The 19,413-nt window shown below is 73.2% G+C and carries 12 protein-coding genes; 2 read left to right on the plus strand and 10 right to left on the minus strand.

Going from position 1 to position 19,413, the window contains the following annotated elements:
* Nucleotides 1-23: 23 nt before the first annotated feature.
* Together MXD62_RS37915 and MXD62_RS37920 are read right to left on the minus strand one after the other, a co-directional pair.
* The gene (locus tag MXD62_RS37915) at nucleotides 24-710 is read right to left on the minus strand and encodes a TetR/AcrR family transcriptional regulator (RefSeq protein ID WP_248834177.1); all 687 of its coding nucleotides are present in this window, start codon (nucleotides 708-710) and stop codon (nucleotides 24-26) included.
* A gap of 230 nt (nucleotides 711-940) precedes the next feature.
* Entirely contained in the window at nucleotides 941-1,342 is a 402-nt protein-coding gene (locus MXD62_RS37920) for a hypothetical protein (protein ID WP_020462702.1), read from the minus strand.
* Nucleotides 1,343-1,563: 221 nt separating this feature from the next.
* Here MXD62_RS37920 and MXD62_RS37925 point away from each other — a divergent pair, with 221 nt between their 5' ends.
* Both MXD62_RS37925 and MXD62_RS37930 read left to right on the plus strand, forming a co-directional pair.
* Nucleotides 1,564-2,646, plus strand: coding sequence for a class I SAM-dependent methyltransferase (locus MXD62_RS37925; RefSeq protein WP_248834132.1), 1,083 nt, complete (start codon nucleotides 1,564-1,566; stop codon nucleotides 2,644-2,646).
* Nucleotides 2,647-2,870: 224 nt separating this feature from the next.
* The gene (locus tag MXD62_RS37930) at nucleotides 2,871-5,135 is read left to right on the plus strand and encodes an MMPL family transporter (protein WP_248834133.1); all 2,265 of its coding nucleotides are present in this window, start codon (nucleotides 2,871-2,873) and stop codon (nucleotides 5,133-5,135) included.
* 102 nt (nucleotides 5,136-5,237) lie between these two features.
* On the opposite strand, the gene MXD62_RS37935 is transcribed toward MXD62_RS37930, so the two are convergent.
* The 8 genes from MXD62_RS37935 to MXD62_RS37970 all read right to left on the minus strand — a co-directional run bounded on the left by MXD62_RS37935 (nucleotide 5,238) and on the right by MXD62_RS37970 (nucleotide 19,400).
* Nucleotides 5,238-5,912, minus strand: coding sequence for a LytR C-terminal domain-containing protein (locus tag MXD62_RS37935; RefSeq protein ID WP_248834134.1), 675 nt, complete (start codon nucleotides 5,910-5,912; stop codon nucleotides 5,238-5,240).
* Nucleotides 5,913-5,943: 31 nt separating this feature from the next.
* The gene (locus MXD62_RS37940) at nucleotides 5,944-7,080 is read right to left on the minus strand and encodes a hypothetical protein (protein ID WP_248834135.1); all 1,137 of its coding nucleotides are present in this window, start codon (nucleotides 7,078-7,080) and stop codon (nucleotides 5,944-5,946) included.
* Between the two features lie 280 nt (nucleotides 7,081-7,360).
* Entirely contained in the window at nucleotides 7,361-8,638 is a 1,278-nt protein-coding gene (locus tag MXD62_RS37945; RefSeq protein ID WP_248834136.1) for a hypothetical protein, read from the minus strand.
* Nucleotides 8,635-11,379: a hypothetical protein gene (locus tag MXD62_RS37950; protein ID WP_248834137.1), complete on the minus strand. Its 2,745-nt coding sequence runs from the start codon at nucleotides 11,377-11,379 to the stop codon at nucleotides 8,635-8,637. Before MXD62_RS37950 ends, MXD62_RS37945 begins: the two co-directional genes overlap by 4 nt.
* Nucleotides 11,379-12,476 (minus strand): hypothetical protein, encoded by a 1,098-nt coding sequence (locus MXD62_RS37955; protein WP_131802228.1) that lies wholly within the window; start codon nucleotides 12,474-12,476, stop codon nucleotides 11,379-11,381. The genes MXD62_RS37950 and MXD62_RS37955 overlap by 1 nt, the downstream gene beginning before the upstream one ends.
* Nucleotides 12,477-12,481: 5 nt before the next feature.
* Nucleotides 12,482-13,576: a protein kinase gene (locus MXD62_RS37960; protein WP_248834138.1), complete on the minus strand. Its 1,095-nt coding sequence runs from the start codon at nucleotides 13,574-13,576 to the stop codon at nucleotides 12,482-12,484.
* Nucleotides 13,573-16,242, minus strand: coding sequence for a hypothetical protein (locus MXD62_RS37965; protein ID WP_248834139.1), 2,670 nt, complete (start codon nucleotides 16,240-16,242; stop codon nucleotides 13,573-13,575). Before MXD62_RS37965 ends, MXD62_RS37960 begins: the two co-directional genes overlap by 4 nt.
* Nucleotides 16,239-19,400, minus strand: coding sequence for a tubulin-like doman-containing protein (locus MXD62_RS37970; RefSeq protein ID WP_248834140.1), 3,162 nt, complete (start codon nucleotides 19,398-19,400; stop codon nucleotides 16,239-16,241). The genes MXD62_RS37965 and MXD62_RS37970 overlap by 4 nt, the downstream gene beginning before the upstream one ends.
* Between the last annotated feature and the right edge of the window lie 13 nt (nucleotides 19,401-19,413).

A 19,413-nucleotide genomic window follows, 5' to 3' on the forward strand; every position in this document is an offset into this window, starting at 1 on the left:
CGGGGCGCTCCCGCTGGCCGGGCTCACGAAGAAGGCGGACGTCTGACCGGCCGTGCCGGGCGCCCGCCGCCCGAGTCGCCGCCGAGCCCCGCCAGGCAGAACGCCCAGAGATGATCAGCGATCACCTCTGCGGGCTCGGGAGCAGCCGCGAAGGCGTAGTGATGGTAGACGGACATGACGAGCCGGGCGACCAGTGCCGCGTCGCGCTCGACGTCCTGCGGGGCCAGCAGGCCGGCGTCGCGCGCCGCGCGGATCTCGCGCGCCACGAGGTCGGCGAAGGGCTGCGTGGCCTGCGCCATCTCCTCCGGGTACAGCTGGTGCAGGCGCCAGTGCTCCGCGGTGATGAAGCGGGGCCCGGTGCTCTCGTCCCCGCTGGCGTCGAGCGAGCCGAGCACCGAGAGGATGTGGCGGCGCAGGCGGGCGACCGGGTCCGGCAGGTCGCGGGCGTCCTGCTCGTAGCGCACGGCCTGATCGGTGACCATCTCCTCGATGACCGCCATGAGGAGCTGGTCCTTGCCCTCGAAGTGGCGGTAGAAGGTCTGCATCGCGACACCGGCCTCCTTCACGAGCTCCTGCGTCGTGAAGGATGTGCCCTTCTGCGCGATCAGCCGCTTGGCCGCGGCGACGATGACCTTCATCTGGCGCATGCTGCGCGATCTCGACCGCTGCACGGACGGCGACCGGTCGGCGGCACGCTCAGCCCAGGACACGACCGAAACGTTACCCGGATTCACCTCGACGGCTTGTTCAGCTCCCGCGCCGGCCGACACCGGCATGGCCGCGGCAGCTACGTTCCGCAGCTCGGCGGCGCCCGACTCGTCGTCTTTCACAGAAACGGCTTCTCGTTCTCTCGTGTCTCGTTCCGACCACCGGGGTCAGGCCGGCGGTGTGCCCGGACGTCCTGGTACGGGGCGTCCGGGCGCCCTCGGGGTCGGCTGGATCAGCCGTCGTCCTTGGTGAACCCACCGCTGGCCGCCATGGCCTCGAAATGGTCGATCAGCTGCTGGAGCGCGGCGGCGGGATTGAGCTCGAGCACCTCGCTCGGCTCCTCATAGATGAGGACATGACCGGCCGGGAAGAAATACGCCTCGCCGGCCACCGCGACCTCGTCCGGCCAGTCGGTACCCGGGTACACGCAGCGAAGCCTGCCGCTGAACATATAACCGTAGTGGGGGCACTGACAGACACCGCCGGGCAGACCGATGTAGCCCTTGGTGCAGTCGAGCGGCCCGGTGGCCGTGTACCCGACTTCCATGTCCCCCCACTGGGCGGAGCGGAACCCCGTCAGGGGCCAGCGTCCGCCGCCACCCACGGGTAATTCACTCGGCTTGCTCACCGGCATGCTTCCTCCTCAGCCCTGTCGCCGCACAGCCCCGTCACCGCAGCCGTGGCACCCGCCAACTGTAGAACCCCACTCTCGCTCTTGGGAACAGGATCGTGCACTGATCAGCAGAATCCCAACACCCACCGACCGCATCCTGCGGGCTCACGACCCCTGTGTGGTCATGGCCTTCGGCCGCCGGCAGCCGCCGCCGTGCCTGCCGGCTCGCCCATGATGTGTGGATGTCCGACGACAGTTCCGCGCCACCGCTGCCGGAGGCGATGACCGCCGAACAGGTCCGCCGCTGGGACGAGGTCCTCGACCGGATCCGTGTGCTGCTGCCGGCCGGCGCGGCCCGCGTACTTGTCGAGGGTGCCGACGGCCGGAGGGCCGCCGCGGTCGCCGACCGGCTGGCCGCGGCGGTGCGCGGGGCCGGCCGGCCGTGCGTCCGGCCGGCGGCCTTCGAGACGGCGGCCCCAGAGACCGCGGCCCCCGAGACGACGGCCCCCGAGACGACGACGGCCGCGCGGCCCGGCGAGACGGTGCTGCTCGCGCACAGCTCCGGCCGGCCCGCCGACCGCACGTCGACAGCCTGGGACCTGGTCGTCGAGCTGCGCACCCGCGCTGGCCGCGACGACGATCCCGATCGGCCCGCGGACGTCGTCGTCGACCTGCACGATCCGGCGTGGCCGGTGATCCGCCGGGTCGCGGAGCGGCTCGCGGCCGACGACGGCTGGCACGTCACCGAGAGCCGGGCGTTCTTCGCCGCACGCGCCGCCACCTGGGACACCCGCTTCGGCGACGACACTCCCGCCTACACCGCGGCGGTGGCCGAGCTGGGCCTGCCGACGGGGGCGACCGTCCTCGACGTCGGCTGCGGCACCGGCCGGGCGCTGCCCGTGCTGCGCGCGGCCGTCGGCCCGGCCGGCACGGTGCTCGGGCTGGATGTCACCCCCGAGATGCTCGCCGTGGCCCGGGAACACGGCCGGGCGAGGCATGCCGATCTCCTCCTCGGCGACGCCCGCCGCCTGCCCGTGCGGACCGGCGCGGTTGACGCGGTGTTCGCCGCCGGGCTGGTCACCCACCTCCCCGACCTGCCGGCCGGGCTTGCCGAGCTGGCCCGGGTCAGCCGCCCCGGCGGCCGGCTGGCGATCTTCCATCCGTCTGGCCGGGCGGCGCTCGCCGCCCGGCACGGGCGCGTGCTGCGCCCCGACGAGCCGCTGGCGGCGGACCGGCTCGGCCCCCTGCTCGCCGGCTCCGGCTGGCGGCTCGACGGTTACGACGACCCGCCGCACCGCTTCCTCGCACTGGCCTCCCGCCGCTGACACCAGCCACGCACCGGCGCTGACACCGGCGGCGCAGGCAGGTGTCACGGGCGCGCGCGGGCGTCGGCTTCGTGACGTAGCGACGCTTGCGTCGCGGATACGACACACCCAGCCACATAGGGATGTCACAGTCGGCCAGTCCGCTGTCGTCGCAGACGTGAAAGCGCGCGGCGCACCGTGGCGCCCGCCAGCCGGCCGCACCGGCCACGCACCAAGGAGGAAAGATGTCCGGGTTCCTGTACCGGGTGGGATGGCTGGCCGCCGGCCGGCCCTGGCGGGTGATCGGCGCGTGGGTCGCCGCGCTCGTGGTGGCGACCGCGCTCGCCATGGCCTGGGGCGGCGAGCCCCACGACGACTACGACGCCCCGGGCACCGCGTCGCAGCGGGGCACCGACCTGCTCCGCGCCGAGTTCCCGGTGCTCGCCGAGGCCCAGGCACGGGTCGTGCTGCACACCGCCGACGGCAGCCGGCTCGCCCCGGAGGTCATCACGGCCGTCTCCGCCCGGCTCGCAGAGGTGCCGGACGTCATCCTCGTCAGCCCGCCGCGGCCCTCCGCGGACGGCGACACGGCGCTCATCAACGTGCAGTACGACCGGCCGGTCACCGACCTGGGCGGCACCGACGCGGTCGACGACCTCATCGAGGCGACCAGGCCGGCCGCGGACGCGGGCGTCACCGCCGAGTTCGGCGGTCAGGTCGCCGAGAACATCCAGGAGGTCAACGGCCGGGCCGAGGCGGTCGGCGTCGGCTTCGCCCTGGTCATCCTGCTGGTCGCCTTCGGTTCGATCGTCGCGGCCGGGGTGCCGCTGGCGGTGGCGCTCATCGGCCTGGGCATCGGCAGCGCCGGCATCACCCTCATCGCGGCCGGCACCGACGTCAGCACCATCGCGCCGACGCTCGCCTCGATGATCGGCATCGGGGTCGGCATCGACTACGCCCTCCTGCTGATCACCCGGCACGTCGAGGGCCTGCGGGCCGGCCTGACCGTCCGGGAGGCCGCCGCCCGCGCCAACGGCACCGCCGGGGTGTCGGTGCTGTTCGCCGGGGTGACCGTCGTGCTCTCCCTGATGGGGCTGCGGCTGGTCGGGCTGAACACCTATGTGACCACCGGCTTCACCACCGCGGCCGTGGTCGTCACCGTGGTCGTCACCGCGCTCACCCTCGTCCCCGCTCTGTGCGGGCTGGCCGGGACGCGACTGCTGGGCCGCCGGGGCCGCGCCGCGCTCACGGCCGACGTTGGGAAGGCCAGCGTCGCGGCGGCCGGCTCCCCGGCCCGGCAGACGCTCACCGCCGCCTGGGCCGGCCGGATCGGACGCCGGCCTCTCCCGTGGGCGCTGGGTGCTCTCCTGCTCCTGCTGCTGCTCGCGGCACCCGTCCTCGGGATGCGCACCTGGCCGCAGGACGCCGGCAGTCAGCCGGAGTCCACCTACCAGCGGCGCGCCTACGACCTGGTCGCCGCCGAATACGGCCCCGGCGCGAACGGCCCGCTGATGCTCGCGGTGGACCTGCGCAGAGTCCCCGCCGCCGACCTCCCCGCGCTCGTGACCCGCATCAGGGCGACGCCCGACGTCGCGGCCGTCGCCCCGCCGGTGACCTCGCCGAGCGGGAACGCCGCGGTGGTCTTCGTGACGCCCGCCGTCGCACCGAGCGACAAGCGTGCCGCCGACCTGGTCCGCCACCTGCGCGCCGACGTCCTGCCACCGGGCATCGAGATCACCGGTATGACCGCGGTCTTCACCGACCTGTCCGGCCTGCTGTCCGACCGGCTGTGGTGGGTGGTCGGCTTCGTCGTCGGCGTGTCCCTGCTGCTGCTGACGGTCGTGTTCCGCTCACCGGTGGTCGCGTTGAAGGCCGCGGTCATGAACATGCTCTCGATCGCCGCCGCCTACGGCGTGGTGACCGCCGTGTTCCAGTGGGGCTGGGGCGCCGAGCTGCTCGGCCTGCCGCACAGCGTGCCGATGTCGAGCTGGCTGCCCGTGCTCATGTTCACCGTGCTGTTCGGTCTGAGCATGGACTACGAGGTCTTCCTGCTCTCCCGCATCCGGGAGGACTACCTGACCACCGGTGACCCGCACGGCAGCGTCGTGCGCGGCCTCGCCGCCACCGGCCGGGTCATCAGCTCCGCCGCCCTGATCATGATCGCGGTCTTCGCCGGCTTCGCCCTCGACCCGGACGTCACGGTGAAGATGGTCGGCGTCGGGATGGCCGTCGCGGTGCTGGTCGACGCGACCATCATCCGTATGATCCTGGTGCCCGCCACCATGGCCCTGCTCGGCCGCGCGAACTGGTGGCTCCCCGGCTGGCTCGACCGCATCCTGCCCCACGTGGACGTCCACGGCACCGAACCGGCCACCATCCCCACCGCCCCGACCGCCCCGACCGCCGAACCATCGGCCGTTCCGACCGCCGACGCGGGACTGCCAGGCGACGTGCTGCCTGACGTGGCGGACCAGACAAGCGGTTCCGACAAGCCCGCGCCCGTGAGCTGATCCGAAGCCGGCACAGAACCTGAGCACCGCCGGGCCCGATCAGTGGTGCTCAGGTCCGCGTGCGGCGCCGGGCGGCAGATCAGCCCTGCGCGGCGTTCTCGGTCAAGCCTTGAAATACCTCGTCAGAACGAGAATCAAGGTACCGTCCGGCGGAATATTGTCACCCCTGTTGAACCTGACCTCGATATTCTTTTCATCATGACTCCGCAACGCCGCCTCCAGCTCCCGCGCAAAACCTTCACCACCTTCCTCGTAAAGAATAACCGTATGACCGAATGCCACCGCTGCCCTGTAGTTCCCCGTCCTGCGCACAACGAAATTCGCAGCCTGAACCAGAGGGGCTGATTTTGCCGCCAAATCGTCCGTCGGGGAATTGTTGAGAATAGTCACCTCGGGGCGGAGCGGTAGGTTCGGAGCAGTGCTGGGCGACGACGTTGGCGACGAGGTCGGCGAAGCGGACTCCGTCCGCGCGGGCTCGGTGGGGGGCTGCGAGGCGGGATCGGTCGAGGTGGGGCTCGCCGAGGCGGAGGGCGTGGCGGTCGCCGTCCGAGTGGAAGGTGCGGAGGTTCGGGGGGGTGTCGGGATGTCCGACGCGCTGGGAACGGCGACCGGGCCGCCGCCGGCTGGTCCGCCGCCGGGGTCCTGATCGTCCACCAGTGCGACGATGAGAATCGCGGCGATCAGGGTGACGGCGACGATCGCCGACGACACCGCGACGTCGTGGCTGTCGAGGCCGAATCCACGGCCGTTGCGCCGTCCGAAGGAGAATTTCCGCATGGTTGCCTGCCTTTGCAGGTGGCGGTGCCGGCTACTGGGCCCAGCGCAGCTGCAGCGCGGCGCTGAGATTGTCGATGTCGACCGAGGTGTCGAGCCGTTCGAGGATTTCGGCGAAGGCCTCCGCCACCAGGTCGGTGAGCCCGGCCGTGCCCACCTGGGTCCGAACTCGCCAGGCCAGCCCGTCAATGGTCTCCTGGGCGGCGGCCGACCGGTCCGCCCGGGATTCCGCTCCCCCGCCGTCCATTTCCCCGCCAGCCGAGGCCCCGCCGCCGACCGGGCCGGCGGCCGCCATCGCGCGGGTGACCAGCGTGCGCAGCCTGGTGACCGCGGGCTGCACCCGTATGTCGCCCGGCCCGCCGCCGAGCACACTCGTCGACAGCGCGGACAGTGCGTCGACGACGAGATCGGCCGCCCGCGCCCGGTCGCCGTCCCAGACGTCCGCGAGCTCCGCGCGCAGCCGCGCCAGAACCTCGCCGGCCGCCACGGCGATCCGTTCCAGGACTGTCGGGTCGACATCCGGGGCGACGATCGGCGGGCCGACGGCGAACCCCGGGATCGGCATCCTCAGCTGGGAGAACAGCGAACCGCGCAGGCTCGCCAGGCTGGATTCGTCGCGCCAGGCTCCGTCGCGGACGGCGTCCAGCAGCGCCCACAGCACCCCGGCGGGCGGGTCGGCCGCCGTCTCGGCCAGCTCCGCGATCCGGCCCTGGGCGGCGTAGACCGAGTTGATCAGATGGATCTCGTACTGCTGGAGGCTTGCCGGGAGGTCCATCGTCGGCCGGGAGGCTCGGCTGACCAGGCTGTCGAGCGCGCGGCGGAGCTCGGCCCGGTCGGTGGCCACCCCGGCCGGGGTGGTGAGCGCCTCGGTCAGCTCGTCCAGGATCGGGTCGGGCCTGGTCCGGGCGGTGGGCAGGCATTCGAGCAGCGCGGGCACGCACAGCGGCCGCTTGCGCACCGGCCGGTCCACCGTCGCGGCGACGCCGCGCTGGAAGACCGCCCGGCCGGCCAGGTTCGGGAAGATCGCGACCAGGACGGCGTGCAGCGCGAGGCTCTCCTCGGCGGACAGCCACTGGCGGCGCTTCATCGCCGAGACCAGCGCGTCCAGCGTGTGGGTCTCGGCCGGCAGGTCGGGCCGGTCGTCGAAGGCGCAGACCGCGAGCCGGAACACCGCCTCGGCCGCCGACCACGGGTCCGCACCGGCCGGACCGGGCCCGCGTGGGCCGGGGCCCGGGGCGCCTCTGGTGTCGTCCCCACCCAGATCGTCGTCCCGGCCGAGATCGTCGGGCTGACCGAGATCGTCGGGCTGACCGAGATCGTCGGGCGCGTTGAGATCGTCGGGCTGGCCGGGGTCGTCGGAGCCGGTGGCCTCGAAAGCGGCGCCGGCGAACGCTCTTTCGGCACCGAAGCCGGCGGAGCCCGCGGAATCGACAGGTGAGCTGGACAGCGGACTACCTCCGCCCGCCGACGCCGCTCACCCGCGGGCCCGCTGCCGCGCCGAGCGCGACGCCGACCGAGGCGAGGGCGAGGATCAACGAGATCACGCCGCTCGACAGCAACGGCACGGTGAGGCCGAACCGATGGTTGGTCAGCAGCGCCACGAGGGGCAGGGCCAGCCCGGCGACGAGCATGGCCACCAGTCCGGCCGCCAGCACCTGGACCGAGGAGGGACGGGCCGCCAGCACCAGCCGCGCCAGCAGCCAGCCGAAGGCGGCGACGAGGAGGCAGCCCAGGACGGCGAAGAAGTGCCCGTACTGGCCAACGAGCGTCGCGACCGGGAGCTCCTGGTCGACCCAGCTCCGGTGCTTGCCGAGTGACGCGCTGTCCCAGATCCTGCTATCCCAGACGGGTTCCGCCCGCTTCTCCAGGTGGCTGTCGCGCCACGCCTTGTCCGCCTTCCCGGCGGCAAGCCAGCACCACACCGTTCCCACGGCCACGGCCACCACCGCGGTGAGCCCCGCCGAGAACCAGAAGCGCCGGGCCGCCAGCATCGCCACGACGCCGGCGGCCAGGACCGCGGCCGAGCCCGGCTCCCAGGTCACGAACAGCAGGCCGATCGGGGTGGTCGCGGCCAGGACCGACCGCCGGAACTGCTCGTCCAACGTGATCTCGCCGTCGTTCTCGGCCGGATCACCGGCCAGCAGCACCACGGCTCCCAGCCCGAGCAGGAGGTAGCGCAGGAGCTCGGCCAGTTGGGCACCGAGCGTCTCGTCGACGGGCCCGAACCCGGCGATGAGACCTGCCAGCAGGGCGATCGCGGTAGCCAGGACAGGCGCCGTCCTCGGCGGCGGGACCAGCGCACGGGGGTCGTCACCGTGCAGCCGGGCCCAGCGGCCGGCCACCGCCATCGCCGCCACGGCGAGCCCGCCGAACAGCAGGGACGGGGACTCCCGCAGGAACCGGGACTGGTTCAGGAAGCTCACGGTCAGGACGGCGGCCAGTGCCACCCCGGTGGCCAGTGCCCGCTCGTCGGGGTTGAGTTCGTGCACGGTCAGCACCAGCAGCGCGCCGAGCAGCCCGGCGAAGGCGACCGCCGCGAGCCCGCGCCCGAAGCCGGCGTCGAAGTCGTGGTGCTGCGCCTGGACGTCCCACAGGGTGAGCAGCATCGGCACGGCCGCGCCGGCCACGACCCACGGCAGCGGGAACCGGGCGGATTCGGGCTCCGTGTCGGGGGCCGGTTTCCCGGCGTCCCGGGACCGGGTGTCGAGGGCGGGCTTGGTCGCAGTCACCGCCACAGCGCCGCCAGGCCGGTGATCAGGCAGGCCGCCAGAAGGGCGAGGGCGTACCTGTATTCGCGCCAGCCACCGAGCAGGCCGTACCCACCGCCGATGGAGGAGTCAGCCTCGTCGGAGCCGGTGGATTCGGCTTCGTCGCCGGAGGTGAGCTCGATCCGCTGGTCCAGCAGGCCCGCGACCTTCAGGGAGTGCCCGGCGGAGTCGGGCCAGGCCTTCGGCAGCGTCTCGGCGAACCAGGCGGACACCGGCGACAGCTCGTCTCCGATCTTCGCGTTCGCCAGCTCGTTTATGAGACCCGCGAAGACCTCGTGCGGCGAGCCGACCGAAGCCTCGGGCGCCGACACGCTGGCTGCGGCCGGTTCGTCCGCGCCCCGTGGGTCCGGCTGGACGGCCGGCTCACGCGGCTCGGTCTGAGCGGCCCGCTCCACCACGTGAAGCAGCTGGGCCCGGAGCGTCTCAACGGCCCCGACGAACTCGTCGCTCAGCATGTTCTGGGCACCCGGCGCCTCGGTCAGCGCGGCCGTCAGATCATACACGAGCTGGTCTGCCGGCAGCCGCGATTCCCGGTCGAAAAGGTGGTCCGTGCGGCTGACGAGATCCGTCCCGATCCTGTCCTGCAGCCGGCGCACTGCCGCCGTCTGGTCCGGCGCCTGCACGAGCGCGTCGACCCGGGGACTCTCCAGGGGCAACCCGTCGTTCTCGGAGCCGGCCAACCGCCGGACAACCCGCCGAAGCGGGAGAGCGTTCTCCGCGGGCAGCCAGGCCGCGGTCGCCGGCAGGCTCGCGGTCGTCAGCAGGCCGTCACGTATGGAAAGCCCGGGGACGACCGCGGTGGCCCACCGCACAAGTCCGAGGAGATGGTCGACAAATGCCTGGTGAACGCGCTCCTGTTCGCTGACGGCAGGCGGGCCGGGGTCGGCGTGGCTGATGGGGGTGTCCTCAGCCTGCTCTGTCAGCGCTCGGGCAACCGCCAGGTCCGGCCGCCACGGACGCACGCGGTCGGCGTGGCGGGGTGCCAGCTCGGACGACGGCTCTTTCGGCCGCCTGTCCTCGCCGGCATGCTCGGGCGCCGTCGGGACATGTACCAGCAGAAGAAGCGCGTCGCGCGTCTCCGCGAGCAGCAGGGCGTTTCCCGATTCGAGTTCCAGCACCCCGGCCAGGCAGTCGACGACGTCCACGGAGTCGGGGATCGTGGTGGCGTCCGGGCTGGCCAGGCGGGCCAGCGCGTCGACGGCCGACGGTCGAACGCGTCGCAGGCCGGGGTCCGTCATCTCCTCGTAGGGTTCCCTGGCGGCACGTGGAGCCAGCCCGGGCATCACCCACATCAGGAACTTCCGAACATGGTTGCGCTCCACCGGCGTCAGCCACTGGCGGCTGCGCAACGCCCGGACGAACGCGTCGACCGTGTGCGTCGTCTCCCCGACCAGGCCGTTGTGCAGGTTGGCGATCGCCCGGCGCAGCGTGTCCTCGGCGTGCCGCGTCTGCTCGGCGGCGGTGGGCCCGGCCACCGGCACGGCTGTCGGCGCGGCCGCCGACGCGGAGAAGGCCTCAGGTACCCGCGGCCCGTCGCCCGGTCGGGGCTGGCCCCAGGCGTCCTCCGGACGCCCGTCGCCAGCCTGGGCCTCCGCGTGCCTCCATCGCTGCTCGGGTGGCTCTCCGAGGGGCGCGACCTGATGGGAACCAGCCGGGATCGTCGGCTCGGTCGGCAGGATGACCGGCTGGCTCCGCGGCGGGCCGCCCTTCCGGATCGCCCAGTCCTCCACCGCCCCGGCCCAGTTCTCCGGCTGCCGCAGCAGGCTGTCGTTCAGCCGAGGAAAATGCGCCAGCTCGCGCTGCAGGTATGCCCAGACCACAGTTCTGGCGATGTACTCGAACGGACCGTCCCCGGCGGCACCGTCGCGCACGTACGGCTGATGGTCCTCACGCAGTCCGGGAGCAAGGAAGACATACGCGACCGGCCTGGTGAGGCCACGCTCCGGCTGCACGAAGTCCGGCATGAACAGAACCTGCGGATCGCGCTGATGGGCACCGACGCGCGGGTAGGTGGCCTCGAACGTCGAGTACGTCAGCCGGTCGCGGCCGTCGCCGATGTGCCGCAGCAGCTCCGTGAGGACCAGGACGAGCGCCGCCGCCGCGGGCTCGTCCGCGCCGACCGGCACGAGCTGCCGTCGCCCGCCGAAGACGGGTGCGCCGCCCACGAACTCGGCTCGCAGCTTCAGTACCGCCGCGAGCAGGGCCGCCAGCGGGTTCACCAGGACGATGTTCCCGCGCCCGGACACCGGTGAGGTCAGCTCCAGGGCGTCCGCCAGGACCGCCTCCTGCAGCCGGACGACGTTCGCACCGGTGTAGGCCGTGAGGTCCGGCCGCGCGATCAACGCCACCCCGCTCTGGTCAGGGTCGGTCAGCTGCCGGCCGACGGGCCAGTGCGCCAGCCGCGCCGCCCCCCATCCGGTGAGGTCCTCGGCGGAGCCGACCAGAACGCTCACCCGCATGTCACGCCGGGAGTCCGAGCCGGTCTGCTGGCGCAGGACCACGGCGCCCTGCTGGTCGTCGCGCAGGTAGACCCGTGAGGTGGACGGCTGCCGGACGTGGTTGGCGCGGTTGATGTTCTGCCAGCCGCCCAGCCACTGCGACCACCAGCCGCGATCCGGCGGGTTCTCGATCGAGCTGGCGACGAGGACGAAACCGTCGCGCTCGTTCGCGAACGCGTACTCGTTCTGGTCGATGCGGCCCATCAGGTCCCGACCTCCTTGGCGGCGTCCTCCCCGAGCAGGCCGGACATCGCGAAGATGGCCGCGAGCGGGTCGAGTACCCGCCTGGGCCGGACACCGCGCGGGAAGACCTTGTCGAACGTGTCGCCGCGGTCGTCCGTGACCGCCTTCGAGCCGGTCGCGGACACGAAGTGCAGCGTGGCCCGGCGGAACGTCTCGAACGGGCGCAGCCAGGCTCGGGCTCCCCGGGCGTACAGGAACGCGTACGCGTCGCGGCTTTCGTCCCGGATCTCGGTGGGTTCGGCCCGGCCGTCGAGGTAGGCCGACAGACTGGGCCGGCGGTACCAGCGGGCCGCCGGCTGCTCGAAGCGGTAGAGGTCGGACTTGCTGACGGCCAGCGCCACCGGCAGCCGGTCGGTCAGGCCGGGCTGGGCCCGCAGCCGGGCCATCACCGTCTCGAACGTGGCGTCACCGTCGGACGGGGCGTTCTGGCGCAGCGCGTACTCCGGGTCGACCACGAAGATCAGAGCGTCGAGCGCGAGGACGAACCGCATCGACCGGGTCCGCGCCACCAGGTCGTCGCCGGCGACGTCGAAGAACGCCACCGCGCGCTGCCGGCGGCCGTCGCTCACCACGAGCGCGTCGGTGAAGGTGACCATGGCGTCCGACTGCACCCTGGCGGTGTGCTCGATCGCCCGCCCCTCGTCGACCAGGGACGCGACGTACTGCCGCCAGTACGCCCGGTGCGCCTCCTCGTCGACGGGCACCGCGGTGAAGCCCAGGGGACCGAGGCCGCCCCGCTCGATCTCGCTGACGATCGCGGCCAGCAGGTGCGACTTGCCCGACTCCGTGCGCCCGATGAAACCGATCACCAGCGGCGGCCCGTAGCTGGCGTAGGAGATCGGCAGGTAGTGCCGCTCGGCCATGTCCGCGGACGGGTTCGGGCAGCGCCGGTAGGCGCCGATCATCTCGTCGTTCCGCTTGACCGGGTCGCCCACGCCGGAGAGGTCCAGCGGGACGTAGGCGCCGTCCCGGAAGGTGAACAGGTCCGTCTCGTCCCAGTCGAAGACGTCCAGGCAGATCGGGCAGCGCACCTCGGTCGGTCCCAGTGGGATGGTCACCGTGCTCATCGCCTTCCGCGGTCCGCGCCGCCGTTCGTAGGACGCGGCGTCGGCTCGTCGTCGCCGGTCCCCCGCCGCCGCACGATCGCGTCGAAGCTGCGCAGTCCCTCGACGAACCGGGCGTCGCCGCCCGACCTGGCGCGCCGGGTGCCGGCCGCCCGGTCGACGTCCCGGCCGAGGGCGGCCAGCACCTCGGCGGCCGGTGGGCGCAGGTCCGGATCGTGGTCGACCATCCGGCCGAGCGGGCCGTCCGATCCCAGCAGCCGCTCGGCCCCACCGCGGCGCGTCGAGGCCCGGCCGGACCGGTCGGAGATCACCTCGTTGAGGACGCGGCCGACGCTGTAGACGTCCTCCTTCGTCGTGGCCGGCCCGTCGCCGTACACCGCCTCGGGTGCCGCCCACCGCGGGTCGGGCGCCGGGCCGCAGCGCTCACCGACGAGCACCGCGTGCCGGAAGTCGGTGATCTGGACGTGCCGGTCGTCGAACTGGACCGTCCGGGTGGTCAGCCAGCGGTGCACGACGCCGGCGGACTCCAGCAGGTCCAGCGCGCGCAGCAGGCTGGTCGGGAACTGCTCGACCTGGTCGAGCAGCAGCCGGCCGGCGAACCGCTCGACCGGCCGGCCGCGCTCGGCCAGCAGCACGAACGGCTCGCGGTCGGCGTCGTCGGGGTAGTAGCCGACCAGGTGGGACAGCTCCCGCGGGTAGTTCTCCTCGCCGAACGCGTCGACGAGGTGCAGGCCCATCTGGATCTCGTTGTCGACGGCGTCGATCCCGTCCGGCGCCCGCGAGGTCGCGGCGGAGTTGGCGGGCTGGCGCCGCCCGGCGGCGTGCACCCGCTTCTGGACGTACTCGACCAGCCGGTCGGCATCGACGACCAGCCTGGTCCGGTAGAACGGGTCGGCCGCCGGGTCGTCCTCGGTGACCCGGGCCCGCATCGTCCGGCGGCGTCCATAGACGTCACGATACGCGATGGTCTCCTCGCGCAAGGTGTCGATCGGCTCGCCGCGGCTGGTCCGGTGCAGGTCGGTGTCGCCGCGGCCGGGGCGGGGGCTGGCATCCCACCAGTCGCCGCCGAGTCCTGATCCGCCCGGCGGTCTCATCGCCCCCCCTTGAGCACGGTCTCCACCGTGCCGGGGCGCATCCGCACCAGCCGCAGCACTCCGGCGACCTGGCCCCACTCCGGCCATTCCAGCTCGCCGAGCACCGCTGAGGGCAACGGGTCGAACCCCCACCCGCCGCCGGCGCCGGTACCGGGCCCGCGCGCCACCAGCGAGGGCTGCGCGGCCCGCGGCGCGAACCGCACGACGGCCGCCGAGCGGGCGTCGACGTCGAGCAGCTGCAGGTGCTCGGGCGCGCACAGCTGCATCAGCCCGCTGTCGGCGACGTCGGCGCGCAGCAGCACGCCGAGCCGGTCCGACTGCTGCCAGGCGGCGTCGACGAGCTCGCGCCGGTCCGTGTCGTCCGCGCGGAACGGCGGGGTCGCGTGGACGCCCATCCGTTCGAGGTGCCGGTTGTAGCGGTCGAGGCCGTACCGGGTCTCGGAGACGACCCGCTCGCCCAGCGCGTCGAGCGCCTCCCGCTCGATGTCGGGCCAGCACCGGTCGATCACGCTCGCGATCAGGTCGACGACGTCCGCCTCGACCACGTCGCTGATCGCGGCGCCCATGGAACGCAGGCGCAGCGAGACGTCGGTGTCGACCCCGGCCTCGCGGCTGCGGGGCGGGCGCGCCGGGAAGCCGCGCAACCGGTCCGAGTAACCGGTCAGCGCCGAGGTGACGTCCTCGAAGGCCAGCGACATCGCCCGGACCAGGTCGGCGCCGGCCCGCCGGGGGCCGGTCAACGACCAGTCGTACCGGGCGACGTCCTCCATGAGCGCGATGGTCCCCTCGGACATCGCCCGCGCGAGGGTGATGTACTCGCCGGGATGCCACCGGCGCACGGCCCGGGACCACACCAGGTACGGCCACCACATCAGGCCCACAAACGCCAGCGCGCCGGCCACGATCCGCACCGGCAGGCTCAGTACCGGGTCGAGGCTGTCGGCGGTGCCCAGCACCTGCCCGACACAGCCGGCGCCGAGGGCGATGATGACCAGAGCGGCCAGGTCGACCGGGCTCCGGTCGACCTGGGTGGCCTCCTTACCGAGCAGGAACCACCAGCCCACCAGGCCGGCGACGGCCAGCAGGCCCAGGGCGGCGGCGGCCTGCGCCAGGGTGGCCGGCTCCTGCGCGCCCACGGCCAGCAGGGCGGTCGCCCCGGATCCGATGAACAGCGCGAGCACCGCCAGGAAGATCCAGTCGGACATCCTGTGGTTGGCCAGCGGTGTCATCCGGCGGGCCACCACGAGCGGCCAGCCGCGCACGGCGACGAACAGGGCCGCGCCGGCCCCGGCGAGGGCACTGGAGCGGGCCGAGTCGGGCGCGGCGGCGGCGAGCAGCCCGCAGACCAGCACCGGCAGGATGGCCAGTACCGACAGCAGGTTGACGTCCAGCCGGCGCGGCATGTCCCGCAGGTACTGGAGCCGGTCGGTGTCGCACGCCCGGCCCAGGTCGTCCAGGCGGGCGGCGCTGCCGACCGGGACGAGCATCCCGTGCATCCAGCTCAGCCAGCCGGTGATCTCGGTGACCGGACGGCGGCTGTCGAGCGCACCCGTGACGAGGTGGCGCAGCGAGGCGAGCAGGTCCACCCGCTGGGTGCCCTCGGGCGGGGCGAGGGCGAAGCCCCGCCGGCCCAGCTCGAGCAGGTCGGTCGTGCCCAGCGGATGAACACTGTCGTACTCGGTGAACATCCGCGACAGCTCGTCGCGCAGCCTGCCGAGGTCATGGCCCACCTGCATGACACGGGCCGTCAGCAGCCCTGCGGGACTGAGGGCGGCCTTGCCGCCCGCCCGCAGGTTCTGCAGCACCGGCCCGGGGCCGGTGATGACGGCATGCGCGTTCACGGCCTCCTTGAGCTGGCCCCGGAAGCCCCGCGCGACGTGGTCCATCCCGCCGTCGCGGGCCAGGATCGGGTTGCCCGCCTCCCTGGCCCGCGGGTAGCGCAGCAGCAGCCGGAACGGGTCGGTGACCAGGCCGCCGTCGGGCTGCTCCTCGTCGCCGTGCCGGCGCGGGGCGAGGATCCGGTCGATCGCGCGGACCCGGGCGTCGGCGAGCACGTCGTCGTCGACCTGCCCGATCATCGCCCGCAGGCCCGGCGAGGCCACCCCCTCCGGCATCGACCGGACGACCTCGTAGACCCGGTCGAAGACCTTCGGCGTGAGCAGCGCGTCGAACAGCGCGTCCAGCACCGGCCCCTGGGCCGGGGAGCTACCCGTGGCGATCGCCTGGGCCCGGTGCTGGCCCATACCCCAACCGATGCCGCGCGCGTCGCCGACCCAGAGCATCACGTGCGACGCCAGCTCGAACGGCTTGTGCAGGGCGACCCGGTTCGGGTCGACGGCGCTGTCGGCCACCAGGCGGCCCAGCCCGCGGCCCACGTCGTCCAGCGGCGGCCCGACGGCGAGGCAGATCACCTGCTGCACCCCGGGCGCCTTGACGATCAGGCTGAGCGCGTCCGCGTGCGCCTCCAGGTCGCGGGTGTCGTCGATGACCAGGACCCGGGTCAGGTCGCTCTCCATGAAGCCGAGCGAGGTGGCGAACGCCCGCTGCACCTCGGTGAAGGACCCGAAGGAGAGCAGGTCCTCGTACCGCTCCCGGAGGTCGATGTCGATGACCTTCGCCTCGGCGGTGGCGGTGGCGGAGGTCCGGCCGGTGGTGTCCGTGCTCACCTGCCGAGGTCCTTCCCGCGGGTGCCGACCATCTCGTAGAGCTGGCGCAGGTTCGCCCGCACCGGGGTGGAGACGTTGGAGAACCCCATGTCCAGCGCGGCCGGCACGGTGTACGCCCAGAAGGCGTGTTGCTGCTCGGCCCAGCCCCGGCTGCCCGGCGGCAGCTTCATGAGCATCTCGGCGAGCAGGTCGGCCTGCTTGTCCGCGTTGTCGACGAACGCCCGGAACACCGGGTGCGGGTTGGCGGCCCGGCCGGTCACCCCGATCGGCACCACCCGCATCAGCTGTTCGGAGAAGTCCCGGCGCACCCGCTCGTCGTCCGCGAGCGACCAGTCCTCGTAGGCGCGGAGCATGCTGCCCCACGACGAGGCCGGCTCGAACGGGGAGAGCGCCAGGGTCATGCTCACGCCGTCGCTGTCGGTGTCGGTGTTGGGGTCACCGAGCGAGACCCGGATCGAGTACGGGGACTCCGTCCCGCCGGCCAGCGCCTGGACCTGCCCGTTCCACATCGCGCAGAGCAGCCGGTGCAGGATGCGGACCCGGTCCTCCTCGGTGGTGGCCAGCCAGCCGTAGTCGAAGCCGAGCCGCTGGCGCCACCTGAGGAAGTCCTGCGACTGCTCGTTGCGCAGCGCGTCGGCCCAGTGGTGCAGGATCTCCCGCAGCTCGGGCACCTCGGTGATGCTCATCGAGGTGCGCAGCAGGACGACCGCGACCGAGTCCGCGTTGATCGGGCGGAACTCCATCGAGATGCCGCTCTCGTTCGGCAGCCGGATCGCGCGGGCGAGGTAACCCTCGATCTGGGTGTCCCGGGCCCCGGCCGGGTAGGAGACGAGGATCTTCAGATTGCCGGAGCCCTGGGGCGAGAAACTGGCCGGCACCAGACCGTGGATCTTCGTCTGGAACTGGCGGATGTCGTCCTCCCCGACCGCGGCGGGGCCGTCCCGGCGCACCGTCGCGGCGAGCAGGCTCGCCATCGTCGGCAGCAGCGGCTCGCCGTCGAGCCCGTCGGACTCCTGGAACAGCCGCTTCACCGCCTCCTGCAGCCGCTCCCGGGCGACGGCGACGGCGGCCTCCCCGCCCCTGGTGACGGTCGCCTCCCACACCCGGCGCCAGCCGTCCGGGCCGAGCAGGCGGTGCATCACGTCGCCCTCGGAGGCGGCTCCCCGCAGGCCCAGCGCGGACGTGAGTCGTTGCAGGGCCCTCTGGTAGAAGTCGTCCATGTCGCCGTGCGGGGGCAGCAGGTAGGTCACCCCGACCCGCGGCCGGAACAGGTCCGCCGTGCGCCGGGCGAACTCGCCGGGCTCGGAGCGGCTGTGTTCGTCGAAGGCCTCGGCGGCGAGCCTCAGCTGCGCGCGGAACCGCCGCAGGGCCTTCTCCCAGCGCACCTGCTGCTCGTCCCAGGCGGCGTTCCAGACGCACCGGGTACGCCAGCTGTACCAGGTGTCCTGGCGGTGGATGGTCTCCACCACCTCCCGGTCGCCCCAGCGCACCTTGGCGCCGAGGCGCCGGTCGCGGATCGCCAGCGGCGCCGGCGGGTTCACCGAGATCCCGGCGGGCGCGGGCGGCTCGGTGCGGCGGTTGGCCAGGAAGCCGACCACCCCGCCCCGGCTCACCGGGTCGCTCTCCCCCGCGCGGCCCTCGACGATCCGGCGGGCGTGCAGCAGGTCGACCTCGCCGAGCAGGTCGTCGAGGCCGGCCGCCGGGTCGAAGGCGCCGGCGATCGCCGGCACCTGCTGGCGGACCATCGTGCCCAGGCCCGCCAGGTTGCCCTCCATGGCCTGCAGCCGGGCCCGCAGCGCGGAGAGGATCTCCGCCGCGCCGCGGGCCGGTGCCGGCTCGGTGAACTGGAAGGGCTGCCGGGTGACCATCGGGCCGATGTTCGCGGCGGAGGCGAACCGCCTGATCATGCCGGCGTCGTCGGCGGCCGTGCCCGGGGCGGGCGCGGCGAGGTCGTACGCCCCGCGGGCCAGCAGCCGGGAGGCGACCAGGTCGGCCAGCTCCTCGACCGGGATCGTCATGGACGCGACCAGGCTCGTCGACACGCCCCGCCGACCGATGCCGGAGGACGCCGGCACCTCCCGCTCGACGCCGCGGTTGATGAAGTCGTCGGCGAACGACTGGTAGATCCGGTCGGCGATGGCGTCGCCGTCGTCGTGTTCCTGCCCGGTGCCGACCAGGGAGAGGATCAGTGACACGACCGAGCGGTGCAGGTCGTCGCGTTCCACGCCGTCGGCCCGGTTGAACAGGAATCCGGTCTGGATGGTCGAGGGCAGCAGGTTGATCTGGCCCTCGCCGTCCGGGTACTGGACGCCGAGCGTGCCGGAGGTGCCGCGCGCGGTCAGCTCCGTCCCGGCGTCGTGGCCGTTCTGGTCGTCGATGAGGCGGAACAGGTCGAGCAGCGCCCGGCCGGCGTTCAGCCGGGCCCGCCGGCCGCCGCCGACCCCCTCGTCGAACGCCGAGGGCATCAGCACCAGCGGATAGATCTGCGCCCGGACCTTCGAGCGCTGCAACGCGTCGCCGATCAGGTGCAGGTAGTCGTAGAAGATGCCGGCGCCGGTGCCGCCGGCGACGGAGAAGGCGACGAAGACGTCACAGGTCTGCCCGAGCCGGCCGCCGAGCGCCGCCAGCTCCTGGCCGGAGGTGGCGATCTTGCCGACGGCGTCGGACAGCGGCCGGCGGGCCGGCGCCACCCCGGACCGGAACGTCTCGAACAGCGCCGCCCGCCCGACGGTGGGCAGCTGGCCCGCCCCTCGCATCAGCGGCGCCACCCGGGGCTCGCCCTCGGCCGGCGGCAGCCAGCCCCGGACCAGCTCCCGCGCGTTCACCCGCAGGCTGCGGGCGACGTCCGGGTAGGTGTCGACGGTCGGGATGAGGCCGTGCGTGACGTGCTGGGTGGGCGCCGCCGCGTTCGCGTGCTCCTCCGAGGGGACGACCCGGGTGCGCAGCCTGGTGAGCTCGGACTCGTTGAGGTCGGCGTAGACGAACTGCACGCAGGACGGCAGCTGGTAGGGCAGGTAGTTCTTGCCGGGCACCCGCAGGTTCAGCGCCCGGCCGTCCGGGCCGCACAGCTCGTGCCGCAGCCGGCGCTCGAGCTCGGCGCCGACCAGGCAGCCTGTTCCGCCCAGTCCGACGAACAGCATGGGCTGGTAAATGTTCATGGCTCGCTATCCG

This window comes from Frankia sp. Mgl5 (assembly GCF_023242985.1).
Classification (GTDB): Bacteria; Actinomycetota; Actinomycetes; order Frankiales; family Frankiaceae; genus Parafrankia; species Parafrankia soli.